At 34.4% G+C, this 15,045-nt stretch carries 24 protein-coding genes; 3 read left to right on the top strand and 21 right to left on the bottom strand.

The window, feature by feature from the left end:
• Positions 1-48: 48 nt before the first annotated feature.
• The 7 genes from MKX82_RS08975 to MKX82_RS08945 all read right to left on the bottom strand — a co-directional run bounded on the left by MKX82_RS08975 (position 49) and on the right by MKX82_RS08945 (position 3,371).
• Positions 49-930: a M23 family metallopeptidase gene (locus tag MKX82_RS08975; RefSeq protein WP_341076541.1), complete on the bottom strand. Its 882-nt coding sequence runs from the start codon at positions 928-930 to the stop codon at positions 49-51.
• Positions 931-1,049: 119 nt separating this feature from the next.
• Positions 1,050-1,592, bottom strand: coding sequence for a GrpB family protein (locus MKX82_RS08970; RefSeq protein ID WP_341076537.1), 543 nt, complete (start codon positions 1,590-1,592; stop codon positions 1,050-1,052).
• Positions 1,593-1,624: 32 nt separating this feature from the next.
• Positions 1,625-2,158, bottom strand: coding sequence for a GrpB family protein (locus MKX82_RS08965; protein WP_233314048.1), 534 nt, complete (start codon positions 2,156-2,158; stop codon positions 1,625-1,627).
• Between the two features lie 138 nt (positions 2,159-2,296).
• Positions 2,297-2,536, bottom strand: coding sequence for a hypothetical protein (locus tag MKX82_RS08960; RefSeq protein WP_233314049.1), 240 nt, complete (start codon positions 2,534-2,536; stop codon positions 2,297-2,299).
• A gap of 12 nt (positions 2,537-2,548) precedes the next feature.
• A complete protein-coding gene (locus MKX82_RS08955; RefSeq protein ID WP_341076536.1) occupies positions 2,549-2,680 on the bottom strand; it encodes a hypothetical protein in 132 nt (43 codons plus the stop codon).
• Positions 2,681-2,764: 84 nt separating this feature from the next.
• Positions 2,765-2,992: a hypothetical protein gene (locus tag MKX82_RS08950; RefSeq protein ID WP_341076535.1), complete on the bottom strand. Its 228-nt coding sequence runs from the start codon at positions 2,990-2,992 to the stop codon at positions 2,765-2,767.
• Between the two features lie 58 nt (positions 2,993-3,050).
• Entirely contained in the window at positions 3,051-3,371 is a 321-nt protein-coding gene (locus MKX82_RS08945) for a hypothetical protein (protein ID WP_341076534.1), read from the bottom strand.
• Positions 3,372-3,500: 129 nt separating this feature from the next.
• On the opposite strand from MKX82_RS08945, the gene MKX82_RS08940 reads away from it, so the two are divergent.
• Positions 3,501-3,890 carry a hypothetical protein gene (locus MKX82_RS08940; protein WP_233314051.1) on the top strand — a complete coding sequence of 130 codons (390 nt, stop codon included), beginning with the start codon at positions 3,501-3,503 and terminating at the stop codon, positions 3,888-3,890.
• A gap of 47 nt (positions 3,891-3,937) precedes the next feature.
• On the opposite strand, the gene MKX82_RS08935 is transcribed toward MKX82_RS08940, so the two are convergent.
• Positions 3,938-4,573: a DUF1349 domain-containing protein gene (locus tag MKX82_RS08935; protein ID WP_233314052.1), complete on the bottom strand. Its 636-nt coding sequence runs from the start codon at positions 4,571-4,573 to the stop codon at positions 3,938-3,940.
• A gap of 174 nt (positions 4,574-4,747) precedes the next feature.
• On the opposite strand from MKX82_RS08935, the gene MKX82_RS08930 reads away from it, so the two are divergent.
• The gene (locus MKX82_RS08930) at positions 4,748-4,927 is read left to right on the top strand and encodes a hypothetical protein (RefSeq protein WP_341076528.1); all 180 of its coding nucleotides are present in this window, start codon (positions 4,748-4,750) and stop codon (positions 4,925-4,927) included.
• 106 nt (positions 4,928-5,033) lie between these two features.
• On the opposite strand, the gene MKX82_RS08925 is transcribed toward MKX82_RS08930, so the two are convergent.
• The 4 genes from MKX82_RS08925 to MKX82_RS08910 all read right to left on the bottom strand — a co-directional run bounded on the left by MKX82_RS08925 (position 5,034) and on the right by MKX82_RS08910 (position 7,557).
• Positions 5,034-5,585, bottom strand: coding sequence for a DUF2441 domain-containing protein (locus MKX82_RS08925; RefSeq protein WP_341079482.1), 552 nt, complete (start codon positions 5,583-5,585; stop codon positions 5,034-5,036).
• 135 nt (positions 5,586-5,720) lie between these two features.
• On the bottom strand, positions 5,721-6,191 hold the full coding sequence (locus MKX82_RS08920; protein WP_233314054.1) for a CcdC family protein: 471 nt from the start codon (positions 6,189-6,191) through the stop codon (positions 5,721-5,723).
• 141 nt (positions 6,192-6,332) lie between these two features.
• Entirely contained in the window at positions 6,333-6,692 is a 360-nt protein-coding gene (locus MKX82_RS08915) for a response regulator (RefSeq protein ID WP_233314055.1), read from the bottom strand.
• Between the two features lie 157 nt (positions 6,693-6,849).
• Complete coding sequence (locus tag MKX82_RS08910) at positions 6,850-7,557, bottom strand: cytochrome c biogenesis CcdA family protein (protein ID WP_233314056.1); 708 nt, start codon at positions 7,555-7,557, stop codon at positions 6,850-6,852.
• A 244-nt stretch (positions 7,558-7,801) separates the two neighbouring features.
• Between MKX82_RS08910 and MKX82_RS08905 the strand changes: the two genes are divergently transcribed.
• Positions 7,802-7,975, top strand: coding sequence for an aspartyl-phosphate phosphatase Spo0E family protein (locus MKX82_RS08905; RefSeq protein ID WP_233314057.1), 174 nt, complete (start codon positions 7,802-7,804; stop codon positions 7,973-7,975).
• A gap of 168 nt (positions 7,976-8,143) precedes the next feature.
• Here MKX82_RS08905 and MKX82_RS08900 read toward each other — a convergent pair whose 3' ends face one another.
• From MKX82_RS08900 to MKX82_RS08860, 9 genes are all read right to left on the bottom strand, one after another.
• A complete protein-coding gene (locus MKX82_RS08900; RefSeq protein ID WP_237941309.1) occupies positions 8,144-8,533 on the bottom strand; it encodes a hypothetical protein in 390 nt (129 codons plus the stop codon).
• 350 nt (positions 8,534-8,883) lie between these two features.
• Positions 8,884-9,138, bottom strand: a complete 255-nt coding sequence (locus tag MKX82_RS08895; protein WP_341076520.1) for a hypothetical protein — start codon at positions 9,136-9,138, stop codon at positions 8,884-8,886.
• An 80-nt stretch (positions 9,139-9,218) separates the two neighbouring features.
• Positions 9,219-9,884: a 3'-5' exonuclease gene (locus MKX82_RS08890; protein ID WP_341076518.1), complete on the bottom strand. Its 666-nt coding sequence runs from the start codon at positions 9,882-9,884 to the stop codon at positions 9,219-9,221.
• A 431-nt stretch (positions 9,885-10,315) separates the two neighbouring features.
• A complete protein-coding gene (locus MKX82_RS08885) occupies positions 10,316-10,657 on the bottom strand; it encodes a tyrosine-type recombinase/integrase (RefSeq protein WP_341076515.1) in 342 nt (113 codons plus the stop codon).
• A gap of 416 nt (positions 10,658-11,073) precedes the next feature.
• Positions 11,074-11,292: a YneF family protein gene (locus MKX82_RS08880; RefSeq protein ID WP_127741347.1), complete on the bottom strand. Its 219-nt coding sequence runs from the start codon at positions 11,290-11,292 to the stop codon at positions 11,074-11,076.
• Positions 11,293-11,378: 86 nt separating this feature from the next.
• Complete coding sequence (gene sirA / locus MKX82_RS08875; RefSeq protein WP_233314062.1) at positions 11,379-11,822, bottom strand: sporulation inhibitor of replication protein SirA; 444 nt, start codon at positions 11,820-11,822, stop codon at positions 11,379-11,381.
• Between the two features lie 182 nt (positions 11,823-12,004).
• Positions 12,005-14,014 carry a transketolase gene (gene tkt, locus MKX82_RS08870; RefSeq protein ID WP_233314063.1) on the bottom strand — a complete coding sequence of 670 codons (2,010 nt, stop codon included), beginning with the start codon at positions 14,012-14,014 and terminating at the stop codon, positions 12,005-12,007.
• A 240-nt stretch (positions 14,015-14,254) separates the two neighbouring features.
• A complete protein-coding gene (locus MKX82_RS08865) occupies positions 14,255-14,674 on the bottom strand; it encodes a DUF4279 domain-containing protein (protein WP_233314064.1) in 420 nt (139 codons plus the stop codon).
• A gap of 122 nt (positions 14,675-14,796) precedes the next feature.
• Complete coding sequence (locus tag MKX82_RS08860; RefSeq protein ID WP_233314065.1) at positions 14,797-15,030, bottom strand: DUF896 domain-containing protein; 234 nt, start codon at positions 15,028-15,030, stop codon at positions 14,797-14,799.
• Positions 15,031-15,045 lie beyond the last annotated feature (15 nt).

The following is a 15,045-nucleotide window of genomic DNA, read 5'->3' as shown; positions in this document are numbered from 1 at the left end:
AGGCGTAATACAAAAATGGCTGTATTGCAGCAACTAACATTTTCTATTTTAGGAAAAGACAGCAGGACTAATAAAATCTCCTTGGATAGGATCTAACCCTTTCTCAAACCGAATACGAATGGATGAACCCTCTCGGTAGTTTGATGAATTCATAACTTGAAAATGCAAATGAGGTTCTGTTGAATTACCTGAATTACCGCATAAAGCAATTAATTGACCTTTCGTTATTGAATCTCCTTCTTTTACAACAATGGAATCCTGTTTTAAATGGGCAAGCATACTAAACTCATTATTGCGGTGTTCCATGATTACGCAATTTCCTTCAGGATATTCCGAATTCAATTCACCTATAGCATTGTCTTTCATACCATCTACTATTTTTACAATCTTGCCATCTGCTGGTGCAGTTATTTCTTTATTAAAGGCATAATAATTACTCAGATTGTTTCTAGAATCATGGTAGGATAGACCATCCTTCATAATGACTAAATCATATGCATATCTTTGATTTTCATAAGGATAATGATAGTTAATAAATTGATTAGTGCCGCCCCAAAAAACAAACCATTCTTCTTTAATTGGCATTATATAAGCATTTCGGCTAAATTGACGGTCACTTTCTGGATAGGAAATAAAGGGGGCAAGTCTTATTCCATGTATGACATTATCCGGGGCAAAGAAAACCACCATAGCCTTGTCTCGGCTGCTGTCTAACCACAAATATTGTGTTAAATCTCTATTCAAATTTGTTTTCATTTCTAAGGAAAAGCAGTCTACTCCGCTATTGAAGGATTCTCCGAGTTCCTTTAATTGTTCAAATGATACTTCCTGTTTAAATTCTTCTGTTGTTTGAGAATAAATGCTTAAAAAATCTCCATCTAAAAATTTATGTGCGAATTCTTCTGGTGTGACCCTTCTATTTTCTTTCATATAGACACCTCCTGAATTATTACATGTATCTTTACGGACTCATTTGGGAAAAGTTTCTAAAACGTAATTAATTTACTGTAAAAACTACTACTAGACCTTTTTTACAGTCCCTTCCACTTTCATTCTTTATTTAATATGTCTCTGATAAATTCCGTTTTGCCATTTGTATATGCTTGCCTGTCTTTTGCCGTTCTTGCAAGGTCTTTTTTTAATTTAGTATATTCGGCTGCTGCTTCTGCATTCTTACGAAGGTAGTTGCGAAAGGCAAGATGCCTAGCTAATTCTTCACTTCCTTTATCACATACATACAAATGATGTTCCAGCCAATCTGTACAATGATTATCCCATGGAACGAAACAATCTCTTCTCCCAAACGCTTCTCTGCCTTCAAAGCTCCATTCTTGCTGATGATAATAGCCTATTTCCTCCAGTCCTTTGACTACAGCAGGAAGAATACGATAATCTTCGATGACGATATCAATATCTAAAATCGGTTTCGCTCCAAGCCCTCTTACTGCTGTACTTCCGACATGCTCCACATAGAGTATAAGGTCACCAAGAGCTGATTTTATAACATGCTTAATAAGACCAAAACTCTCTTCCCATTTTTCATCATAATCCTTAATTTCAATGCCGCTTTGAGCTTTATTATTTTTTGACATAATCGCCTCCAACAATAGTGTTCATGCACCGATTAATCCTTTCTCCGTTTATAAATATCTTCTACAAATTGCGCCTTATAGTCCGTATATTTATCAATACCGGCAGTAGGATATTTCTCTATAAAACTAGTCTTAAGATTTGTATACATGTCTCGTGCTGTTTTATTTGAATTTAAATAATCCCTAAAAAAGATGAAATTATTCCAAAGGTCTTTATTATATTCAACAAGATGGAGATAATGAGTTTTTTCTTCAAAGGTATCGTCTGTAAATTTTGCTAGTACGATTTCCTCCGGCCTTTCAACACGCAGCCTGAAAAAGCCTAATTTTTTTAATGCATAAAAAAATTTTTGGTCAACTTTTGTTAAATCATCTATTCCTACTGCTAAATCCAGTACTGGTTTAGCTGTCATTCCTTTGATTGCTGTACTGCCAATATGCTCCACTCTATTCCTTAATTGTGGAAGCACATGCAGAATAGCCTGCTTTATTTTTATGTATTCTTTATCCCATTGCATCGAATACTGACTTAGTTTCACTTCATTTCTTCTCAACCCGAGTTTCATAAGCGCACCTCAATAATCTATCATGGTATATAGGAGAACCATTCGGGATATATCCAATAAATCCCTCTTCTTACCTTGTAAAATATGATGAAAAACAACTTCCCAGGATTAGGAAGCTGTTTGTCATCATTTCTTAAGTTATTCAACTTCTTTAAGCATCTTCTCTATAACTACTAATCTTTGATTCAATTCATCTAATCTTTGGTTTATTCTTGCTGAATTTTCCCTTTCTAGCATTAGTCTTTCCTCCGCTTTTTGTTCGAGTCTTTTGGCTATTCGGGAAAGACTAATCCAAGCGATAGCTCCTATAATGATAATAGGTATTAATTGCAGAAATAAATTAACAATCATGGAAATTATGAGCGTATTATTAGCCATTATTAAACCCCTTTACTGGTTTTCTTTTTTCTTGTTATTGGTGAAGAAAGGAACTAGTGAGCTTATTATTTGTTCATTAATGGTGAAACGCAAGAAATACAACTTATAGTATTTCATCGCCTTACCGCTATCTGATATTTCCATATCACACTTGATACAAGCTTTGCCTCCCCTAATTTTGATAAACGAAGATACAGTAAGGCTCTGCTGATAAGCACCTTCACAGTTCTATAGATTCATTTTTATTTCAAGCCCTGTTGGTTCATCCATTAAAAAATCTCTATATTCTTTAAATACTAAACGAATGCCTGAAACATCATCTGGTAGGGCTGGAGAAACAATAAAACTATATGTATAATGTCCTGTTGAACCGCCTGATCGATTGTTTCGGCACTCATATTGCTTGTCGGTAATATTTAAAGCGTAGGTAGGATTTTGTTTCTTGATTCTGGTCATAATTGGCGTCTCTTCAGACTCTTCCCAGTCAACATGAAGCTTTATGACACTAGTATTCTCATACTGGCGAATAACGGTTAAGGAATAAAAACGGCCAGCTATCTCCTTTACCTTTTTGCACAGCAATCTGTTTTCTGAAACCAACTGGTTCTATTGTCGATTTAAATATGTGATCATAATTCATTGCTCCAAATAATTGATATAAAAAGTTCGGATAAAGTTCGTACTGATTTGCCCAGCTAGAAAGAATTTCTTCAGGTGGTACACCTGGATTATCGTTGGAAAGGATTTTACGTTGTTGTAATAAAGAACAAATTTGTTCATCAATTTCGAGAAGTTGATTATCATAATAATCTGTAAAGCGGGGAACTTGTTTCATATAGACCTCCTCCTTTTGTATTTATTGTTACTTTAACAGAAAGTGGAATAAAGTGTATATGGATATGGTATAATTTTCTAAAACAAACACAAAAGAAATATCTTTTCAGAAATATAAGGAGCAGAAACTATGTTAAAAAGAAAATTACTTGCTTGCATGTTTACCTTCCTTTTATCTCTTTCATTCATTACAATATTATTGCCTGCAAATTTATGGTTTTCTGAAATGGAAATGCAATCAGACTTTATTGGTGATTTATTTATGTATTCCGTTTATATAGGGTTAGGATTATTGCTTTACGGTCTCCCTGTTTCCATCCTTATCGAAAAAATAGCAAACAAACTTCCTGAAGGAAGAATGGCATTTACCTTTGGATTACATATTTTATTTGGTTTCCTTCCCTTCTTTCTATTATGGTTTTTTACGTTATTTTCATTAATCAGCTCTATTTTATTTTTTGTAATAGATGAAGGAATAAGATTCATAGAAAAAAGAAAAGCGATGGAGGTAAAAGTCTAATAGCAGACTGGATGTAAGTAAAAAAAAGAGCTGCCTATTGGCAACTTTTAAAGGTAAGCTTCGTTCGGATCTGCTGAAAGCTCTTCTATTGTCAAAAATTCAAATTGCACAGTTTGTTCCTTTCCTTGAGGACTGCATGCGAATACTCCAGCAGAAATTGGTGCGTCATTGGGAATATCCAAATGAGCTAAACGTATTTGCGACCAGTCATTACCATTCCACGAAAAGTCAACATAGCAGTTTTGAGCTATTCTCGATATTCGGAAGTACAGATTTGTCTCATTAGATTCCGCTTTTTGAGTCGACCAGTCCGAGTACCCTTGATTAGTAACGACAGCTCCTAATTTACTGAGCTCATCTGTGATATATTCTAAAGAAGTTTTAACCCAGACATCTTGTGAATAGCGAATCATCAAACCTGCATGATCATACTTTGATTTCGGGTATGTTTTTACCTTTGTTGTCATCCTGAAGTTCTTATCTGTTTCTATAAACAGAAAGTGCCCATTGTCTGCTTGAAAGCCATAATGTGTTTTTTGCCAATAATCTGTTTCCTGATCTGTTTCTAACACTAATTGCGAGCTTTTTTCATCGACGTACCATTTTCGCGGCTCACACCGCCACTGAAGCAAGCTGTTCAACTTTGTATTTTCAAACTTTTCATCGAGAAGCAAATTACCCATATTCCATTTACCTCCTATTTTCCCAATTATAAGTATACGCTTTCATTATACTTCAGCTTACTTCTATAAGATATAAAAAAGTCATGAGAATCTTAGACTTATATGGTAAATATTATGTTAAAATGAATTAGTTCACGCTTAGTGTTCAAATACATATACTTTTTGAGGTAAACGATGAATAACAAATTGCTATTTACTTTTTCCACTCTGTTAATTGCTGCGATTGCATTTATCACAGGAGAGATTGCTACTGTTATGATGCTGTACTTAATATTATTAGCTTTACATGGCATCCACGGCACATTGAAGAATTTCTATGAAGATTGGAAAAATCGGAATAACTATCCTCACTAGAAGGATTTAATACACCTCCTGTTTTGCAGAAATGGGAGGTGTTTTTACTAACACACAAACCATAGAGGAAAACATGTAATTTGCTACTATAAAAATTTTTATGCAGCTATGCTTCGGATGTATAATCATCTACTATTTCTACCACTTCTATCCTGCCGTTTATTAAAAGTTCTGGAAGCTCATTTCCTATATTTTCTTTCCAATATTCTCTTGCTTCCTTGATCTTATGTGCAAATGTTGCCCCATCTTCTTTTGGCAGAAGACTGCCATCACCTTCAAAACAACTGCCTATAACCTTTAATTTAACAATTTGCAAAACATTGCGGTTAAAAGAATCAAATAATACTTTCCACTTTAATGCATCTTCATAGCTTTTGGCAGCATACAAACAAGACAATCGTGAAGGATATTCGGGAAATTCTTGAAGCCTTACCATTTCTACAATTACTTCTCTAATAGCGCGAACGGTTTGGCCAACATATTCAAAGGCAACTTTTGCATCTTCGTCCTTTAAGTTCAGTTCATCTGCTGAAAAGTTATTATAGAAAATTCTCATAAAGTCTTCTCCTTGAGAATTTTTCCAGTCTCTTTCGAAAAAGAATCGATAAAGATTATTAGCTTCATTCCTATCAAAGTTCAGAACTTGGCCAAGCGCCATTTTCTTTCTTGTAACTAGATGATAAACATAATATACTCCATCCACCTGCATCGCCCTCCCTTTCCTAGTATTAGTTCTCGTCTTTTTTTGAAAAGCCTGCTATAATAAAAAACCTTATCCAAAAAGGATAAGGCTTTAACTAGCTTTAAGCTGTGCTTCTAGTTTTTTATAGTTAACTAACATCGCTATTCTCCAAGGTACAATCATCGAAAAAGCAAGAATCCAGAACATTCCGCTTAGTGCTCCCACATCTATGGAGCTGCTTAAGATTAATTTAGCGACAATCCGAACAGCAAGAAGTCCAAATAAAATAAAAATAAAGGCTTTCGACTTTTTCAAGTATATATCATTTTCCTTTATCTCAAAACTTGAGGTTTTAATCAACAAGATAGAAAAAAGCATACCTATAATACAAGATTCCAATATCTCCGTTGTCGTTACCGCAAACATCGGAAAAACGAACATGAGCGCGCCTGTGCTCATCATGACTGGAGGCAAGATAATTTTTTTTGCTGATACTGGTTTTTTTGCCGCTTTCATTCGGACGACCATAAAAAATGTCCCCATGAAAATAGCTACAATTGATGATAGAATGACTGATGTCATTGCTCATCTCTCCTTTTTATTTAAGCCAGCCGATTGGCTATTATCATTTAATCCTATTATATAGTAACAAAATTTAGCTTTTTTTAAAAGAATTAAAAAACGGATATGATTTGCATCATACCCTAAAAACTCCATTATACATTAGCTCAATACTCTATTGACAGCATCTAAAACTCTGTTTTCATCAAACGGCTTAACAATAAAATCCTTTGCTCCTGCTTCAATTGCTTCTACTACCATTTTTTGCTGTCCCATTGCTGAACACATAACAACTTTAGCATTTGGGAATTCTTTTTTTATTTCTTTGACTGCTTCAAGTCCACTCATTTCTGGCATTGTAATGTCCATAGTGACTAGATCTGGATCTAATTCCCTATACAGGCGAATAGCATCTTTCCCGTTTTCTCCTTCACCAACCACTTCATGGTTTGCTTTGGTTAGTATGTTAAAGAGTGTCAATCTCATAAATTTTGCATCGTCTACTATTAATATTCTTGCCATAGTTGTTCCTCCTCAACAAAAAACGGACAAATACTTTTCCATCTATAAATTAGCACCTTAAACAATATATCGAATCTTTGTGATCTTTTCAATCACTATTTTTTGATAAGTTTGCGGGCATTTCCCTTACCTATTATTATACAGGAAAGTAAAAAATTTAAAAGCCTTTGAAGCCTCCAAAGATTGGCGAAAGAGCTCGAATTATGACATTTAGCCCATTAAAATACAAAATAATTCCCATAATTATCATAAAAACTCCTCCTATTCTCATAAAAGACCTGCTGTATCGTTGAATGACAGGCATACTCCCAATGAAAAAGGAAAGCAGCAAAAAGGGAATCGCAAACCCTAAAATATAGGCAAACATATAGAGAATGCTCGAGGCTGGATTTGTGCTCGCTAAGTAAAGAACAGCACCTATAATTGGTCCAGAGCATGGTGTCCAGCCTGCTGCAAAACTTATTCCGATTAAAAAGGAACCAAAAAAACCAGCTGGCCTTTCACGGAATGTGATTCTCCGTTCCTTCATTAAAAATTTCGGTCTGATTATTTCTAATATAAACAAACCAAAAACAATGATAATAATCGATCCTGCCTTTCTCAACAACTCCATATGCTCTTCAAATAATGTCCCTATTAACGTAGTGCTAAATGCTAAAGCAAAAAAAATCGAAGAAAACCCTATCAGGAAAAAGATTGTATGCAAAATGCTTGTTCTTTGTAGAAGTACAGCATTATTTTTCATACTGCCAACAGACATTCCTGTAATATAGGAGAGAAATGCCGGATAAAGCGGAAGACAGCATGGAGATAGAAAGCTTAAGAAGCCTGCTCCTAAGGATATAAACAAATTAATATCACTCATCAAATCCCTCCTGTTTATGTCCATCCATATACTATATGACAAGCTTTCCTTAATATGATATTTACAGATTTTTTGCATTAAATTCCATAAATCGCTATAATCAAGATATAGACATGCATAGTAAAAGTTTTTTAATAGCTTAAGAAATAGATAACACTTTTGATGCATAAGATTTCGGCGGCATGTACATGATTTAAGTAACAAGGATGTTCGACGAATCATAAAGCTAGAAAGGACTAATACCATGTCAAATCAGCAATTGGTTTACTTAATAGAAATAAAAAGACAAAAATTAGTTGAAGCTGCAAAAGAACATGGTTTTGCTTCACCCATTGTAATCAGCTGCAGTCAGGAACTAGATATACTTATAAATAAATTAATGGAAACTACCGCTAATCCCAAAAAAGTTTCTAAATAAAAAATCCCCCACTTTATGAAAAGAGGGGGATTTTCTTGAGGAATAATATATTCAATTATTCCCCCGGCAATCGCAAAAAACGACAAATTTATTGGTTTTTCACCATTGCTAATAATCTTTATATTTAAAAAAGACATCCAACAGGATGCCTTGTACTAATTTTCTATCTTAATACATCTCTCTCGTAAAATCATTAGGTGCTTCTTCAACAGAGAAGCTTAACACTTTATCAAAATTAAAATATTCTCCTGTAACTGAATCCTGAATCCACTGATTCTTTAAAATAAAGCCTGTAGCATTGCTTAAATGATTGTGCCGAATAACCAAGCTTCTTTTTTCATCATTTCCATAAGTAAAATAAACAATATATTCTTTCATATTGAATACACCTCCACTATTATTAGTATTCGGTGATATAACAAACAATTCCTTCTTAATAACGAACACCTTACTAAAAATTTTATAACTTGGCGGTATTCTCGCCTTATTAAGTAGATTAGCTATATCTTCAATTACAAGCTTAAATCTTTTTAGCCAATAGTTCACAAACCATTTCATTCATACTCACTATTCATCGTCTCTCTTTTCTAAACTCAAATATTCCCACTATAATCACACCAACAAAAATAATAGAAAGCCAAAGCCACCAATAGTAGATAAACTTCTCACCTTCTGTCATGTATAAACAGTTTCAATAGCTAACGATGTCCCTTTTTTTAAATCTATGTTTATTTACAAAAGAATTAATAAAAATAGTGTTTGTTCTTCGTTTACATACCATAAACTCCCATAATATACTTTACTGTAACTTACATAATTAAGCGAAGTAAGTTATACACCGATCTAACCTTCACTAAGGATAAGTGAAGGCTTTTTATTTTATACGCTTATCCAAAATAAAAAGCCCATTACTGTACTTCCATTCGCTTGTATTTACCTTTCCCTAACTTTAACCACTGGTCACTTCTATGTATTGCATACCATAATGACTTACTAATTGCAGTTGGATAATATGTTTCCACTTCTTCACTATAAAACTTAGACGTTTTGAATATACCTATAAGTTCCTGATTACTAATAACTTCACCTGATTTAACCAACTTAGTGTATTCCATTAAAAAATCCAACGTTGATTGATTTAAGTTATACTTTTCTGTAATCATAATAATCCCCATTTACTTTTTACATTATTATAAAATAAAAAAGCCCTATAATGGGCTAATTTCATTTTAAATTCCCTGTTTTATAAAGTCACCTTTTTTCTTACTTTACTACTACAATGCTTACATTTGCCTTTTTCAATTTCGTTATGGTATACGATTTTCCCACATTCTCGACACTTCTTATATAGATTACTTACTAATAATTCATTGATATTATTTTCAAATAAGTGAATCTTATTTTCATACTTAATAAATAAGTGTGCAGTATTTATAGAATCATCCAGTCCAGAATGTAACTTTCCTTCATGATTAATATTTGCAAATTCTAAAGCCTTTTTTAAGCTAACAGGATGATGACTTCCTAATACTTTAGAAATTGGTTTTTGTATGTCAGTGTAGTTTTTTAACCAGGAAATAGGATATGCGTCAATTGAATAATTATTAATTAATATATTGAGGTCAGATGGACTCCACGTACATATATAGTAATCATCTTCACCTATCCACTTTTCAAACTCCTTCATCGCTATAGCCAAAGGGATTCCCTTGCGCATTTCAGCCTCTGTAATACCGATCATTTTTCTAGATGATTTTCTTATGTGTCCTGTCTTTGGTAAAACAATGCGCCTGAAAGTAGAAATGACTTTGGAGTTTCTAACTTTTGCAGCTCCAATCTCTATAATGTATTGTTTTTCCCCTTTGTTGAAAGTAATTTGATTTTCTAGATCAACAATTATGACATCCATGATGGTTATTACATCTCCCTCTTAATGCTGTACAAGTAAAAATTATACCATTCCTATTATTAGTGTTCAATTTCACTTATATTATTACTAATAAAAAGTCTGCATTTATCAATAAAACACCCAATTAAAATTGAAGGTTGTATTTTATGTATTTATTTAATATCTGGAGTTTCTTTCAATATCACGCATTTCATTGCTCATTGATCTCATATCGTCGTGCATATCAGCAACTGAATCTTGTACATCATAACATTGCTTCTATTCTTTCTCTATGTCTCCTATTAGTATGATATAAAGTAATGCACTCTTCTAAAGTTTTAGCCTGAAGCGTATCGATATACTCAATAAATTCTGTAATTGCATGGTGAATATGATACTTACTAGGAACAACATTCAATTTATCTATTTTTGATTGTGCAACATTTGAAAAGTCATTTAATATCCTTTTCAGTGCTGGGGATATGAAAACATTCCTCTCTATTCCCTTTACCATTGACCAAGATAGTAACGCCATTTACATTTTTACTTAATAATCCACGTATCTCAATTGATCTCAAACCACAATCTGCAAGCATAGCCACAATTGCCTTATTTCTCGTCTCAAGATTGTTCTTATAACTGAAAGCATCTATCATTGCTTGTACTTCAGTTATAGAAAACCCTTGTATTAACTTTTTAGGTACTTTAGGAGTAGCGACTTTTTTCGTAATATTCTCCTTTATATAACCTTCTTTCTCACACCAACTAAAAAAAGCTGATACCATCTTAAACATAGACACTATACTCTGTGGCTTTAATCCATCCTTCTGTTTTAGCCGTACATAGGACTTTAAATCAAATATTGTTATGTTTTCTAATTGTTCAATTCCACGCTTTTCATTAGTACTGTTTGAGTTGTTTGTACTCTTGACGTTTATTTACCATGGTCTATGGGGTAAAACCCATTGCTTCACAATGATATAAATACTCGTTTAATACATCTTCAAATTCCAATGAAAAAACCACTTTCCCTATGATTATGTTTTCACAGGAAAAGTGGTTTTAAATTAGTTTGATGAAAGTTACACCAGAAGGTTAAACCAAATGCGATGTAAATTCTAGATGAAAGATTCACTCTACAAGGCATTTTTAGGGAAACCTTTATCTATTAAACGCTATGTAACAGCGTAGAACCTACAACCACAAAGGTTTATTTCCCTTGTTGTTTGTTCATTGCAGCCATCATTTGATTGATTTTCTTTTGGGATGGTTTCATTCCCATTTGCATCATCATCATTTTAAGCATTTGCTCGTTAATTGGCGGGTTGTTCTTCAAGTAAGTCATCATGTATCTACGCGCGATGAAGAACCCAATAGCTAGTCCAGCAATCAGTGCCAAAACACCAATTAGAATATAAAGCCATAGCATATATCTTTTCCTCCTTCATGTTGTCTATTACTTAGTGTACTAGACCAAAGAATATTATACAATATTTGTCCAATAATTTCTCATGTTCATATCAAATTTCTTTCTTTTATTGGTTTTAACCAGCCAAATCGGGCATTTTCCACGTCAATCGCCAAAAAGGACGGTTCATTTTTTCGCAAAATTTCAAAGAAAATCGACTCAGCATCATAATATCCTTCTGCTTCAATAACTATGTATTGTTTGGTGAGCCTCAGCTGCGCACTGCTTAAATTGCCGTTTTCTATGTAATATGTATGGCTGTCCTGCTGCTTGAAGCTTTTGTTTTTTTGCAGATCGCCAAACAATAGCTTCTGGAGTCTCCACACAGATATAGGAAGTGTGATATAGTCGATTTGCTTTGCCGTCTCTAATTTAAGCAAGGAATCATCTGTTTTAGTATGCTCAGAAAATAATTTGTAAAACATTCTTTCTTTCCCAAGATAATCAGTTGCTATATCCTCTTTAATCAAATACAAATAATATTTTCTCATACCCTTTGCACACCCGCCTATTTGCATTCTTTTCTTCTATTATAAGGAAGCAAATATACAAGTTGTGTCTCAAGCTGTTAAAAAAACAGACTAGTTTTGTCGAATTCGAAATTTATTGGCATATTCGAGAGATTCTGTTCAAAAAAAAGAAGAGCAATCTGCTCTTCTTTTTTCTGTATATATTAGTTGTTATCAAGCACTGCTTTAAGACGTGCTACAACATTTTCTACTGTAAAGCCATATTCTGCTAGAATTTTATTTCCTGGTGCAGAAGCTCCGAAAGTATCGATTGCCAATACTTCGCCTTCGTCTCCAGCATATCTATGCCAGCCTAGTGAGCTTCCCATCTCAATTGCAAGACGTTTTTTCACTGTTTTTGGAAGAACGCTGTTTTTATACTCAGCAGATTGCTGTTCGAAGCGATCCCATGATGGCATGCTGACAACAGATACAGAAATACCTTCTGTTTCTAATGCCTTTTGTGCTTCAACCGCAAGTCCTACCTCTGAACCAGCTGCTACTAGAAGTGCATCTGGAGTTTCTTTGCTTGCAGGTGAAATGACATATGCACCTTTAGAAACGCCTTCGTATGCGTTAACATCCGTCCCTTTAATAGTCGGCAAGTTTTGACGAGTCAATACTAAAGCAGTTGGTTTGTCCGTTGATTCTAAAGAAAGCTTCCAAGCAGCAGCTGTCTCATTACCATCAGCTGGACGAATTACGGAAAGGTTTGGCAATGCACGCAAACCAGCAAGCTGTTCAACCGGCTCATGTGTAGGACCATCCTCACCTACTGCAATACTGTCATGTGTAAAGACATAAGTTACAGGCAAGCCCATGATTGCTGCAAGTCTGATTGCTGGTTTAAGGTAATCAGAGAATACGAAGAACGTTCCTCCAAATATTCTTAATCCGCCGTGAAGAGCGATACCATTCATAGCAGCACCCATTGCGAATTCCCTTACTCCGAACCAGATGTTTCTGCCTGCAAAGTTTTCAGGAGTGAAATCTTTTTCTCCTTTAATCATTGTGTTGTTGCTTCCTGCCAAGTCAGCAGAACCGCCAATGAAGGAAGGAACGTTTTTAGCAATACCGTTAAGCACTTCTCCAGAAGAAGCACGGCTTGCAAGGCTCTTGCCTTCTTCATAAACAGGAATATCTTTATCCCAGCCTTCTGGCAATTTATCATCGATTGCAAGCTTGAATTGTTTAGCAAGCTCTGGATATTCACCTTCATATTGTTTAAGAAGTTCTGTCCACTCTTGCTCTTTTTTCGCACCATTTTCAGCGATTGTTTTTTTGAAATGCTCGTAAACCTCTTCAGGAACATAGAAATCCTCTTCGAAAGTCCATTTGTATGCTTCTTTCGTCAATTTGATTTCGTCTGCACCAAGTGGAGCACCATGTGAAGCAGATTTACCAGATTTGTTTGGAGAACCGAATCCGATAACTGTTTTCACTTCAATCAATGTTGGATGGTTTTCATCTGATTTAGCTGCCTCCAAAGCAGTTGTCAATTCTGCAAGATCATTTCCATCTTCAACACGCAAGTATTGCCATCCATAAGACTTAAAGCGTTGTTCTACACTTTCAGAGAAGGACTTGTCCAAGTCTCCGTCCAATGAGATATCGTTTGAATCATAAAGAACAACTAGTCTTCCAAGCTTTAAGTGACCTGCAAGTGAAGCTGCTTCTGCAGAAACACCTTCCATTAAGTCGCCGTCACCGCAAATGCCGTATGTAAAGTGATCTACCACTTGATATGAATCTCTGTTATAAACAGAAGCCAAATGTCTTTCAGCCATTGCCATACCAACAGCCATTGCAATACCTTGACCTAGTGGACCTGTTGTTGCATCAACACCAGCTGTGTGCTTGTATTCTGGATGTCCAGGAGTTTTGCTTCCCCATTGGCGGAATTGCTTTAAATCTTCGATTGATAAATCATAACCGGATAAATGCAGCATGCTGTATAGCAATGCAGAACCGTGGCCTGCAGAAAGAACAAAGCGATCGCGGTTAAACCAAGTTGGATTTTTTGGATTATGGTTCATGAAAGAAGTCCATAATTTATATGCCATCGGAGCTGCACCCATTGGCATTCCAGGATGGCCGGAATTAGCTTTTTCAATACTATCAATCGCTAATGTGCGGATTGAACTAATAGCTAAGTTATCAATTGTTTCTGTCATTCACTAACATCCTCTCATTTATAAATCGTACATACTTATAATAAATGTCTCGGCTTTATAACACAACTCATTAGATTATAAGATGTCTGACTTTTATAGTATAAACCCAATTTCGGTAAAAAAAAATACCATGATGACTATTTAATCTCCCTGTTTACCAATTCTTTCATTATATCTTAACCAAATTCACAAAAAATCCTAAAATTTTTTTGAATTTCATACAAAGAAATTTTATGTTTTCTAGTAAGGATTGGCATATAAATCGATATCAAAATCTGCTTCAATTTTGGAAGCGAATTCTACTAAATGGCTATCTAAATGCAAACTTGGTGAATATCCATCATTAATTTTTATCACGATAACGAAACTGCATTCTAAGCCAAATTCCTCTCTAAGATCATTTATAACAGTTGTTTTCCCCTGTAATTGTCTTATTATTTGCGATATCAGTTCTCCTGTATCAAGAGATTCTTGATACCCGGTACTGAGTTCCCAAGATGTATAGCTTCTAGTTAAGTTTTTCGTTTCATTTATCTTTCTAATGAAGTCACCTTTTTTATAAATTTTTGTTGGGTATATATCCAAGCGTTTTGTAACCTGCTCCAATGGAAAATCATCTGCGTAGATTTTAAAGTACACCTTGATTTCTGTTTGATCCATTCCATTCTCACCTCTTGTGATTCCATTAACCATCTTTATTGAAAGTGAAATCTTCAACTTTTTAACAAATTCCGTTAATCGTCAGAAATAAAAAAAATCATGGCAAACTAAGCCATGATTTTTTAGTGCAATTTTTTCTTTTCTTGAATGTCTTTAATTTTTTGAGGAGTTACATCATCACCATTTGGGTCATAGATTTTAACACCTTCTAGTGTTGTAAGCATGTTAGAACGGAATGTTTTTAAGTATTCAGCTCTTAATGCAGTTTGTTCTTTTGCTTCTGCTTCAGTTAAGCCTTGTTCTTTTTTCTTTTTTGCCAACTCGTTTATGCGATTAAGCTTTTCATTTGAAATCATCTGCATTTTCTCCTT

The organism is Niallia sp. FSL R7-0271, assembly GCF_038005785.1.
GTDB lineage: Bacteria > Bacillota > Bacilli > Bacillales > Cytobacillaceae > Niallia.
This window is presented reverse-complemented; position numbering and strand designations above follow the sequence as displayed.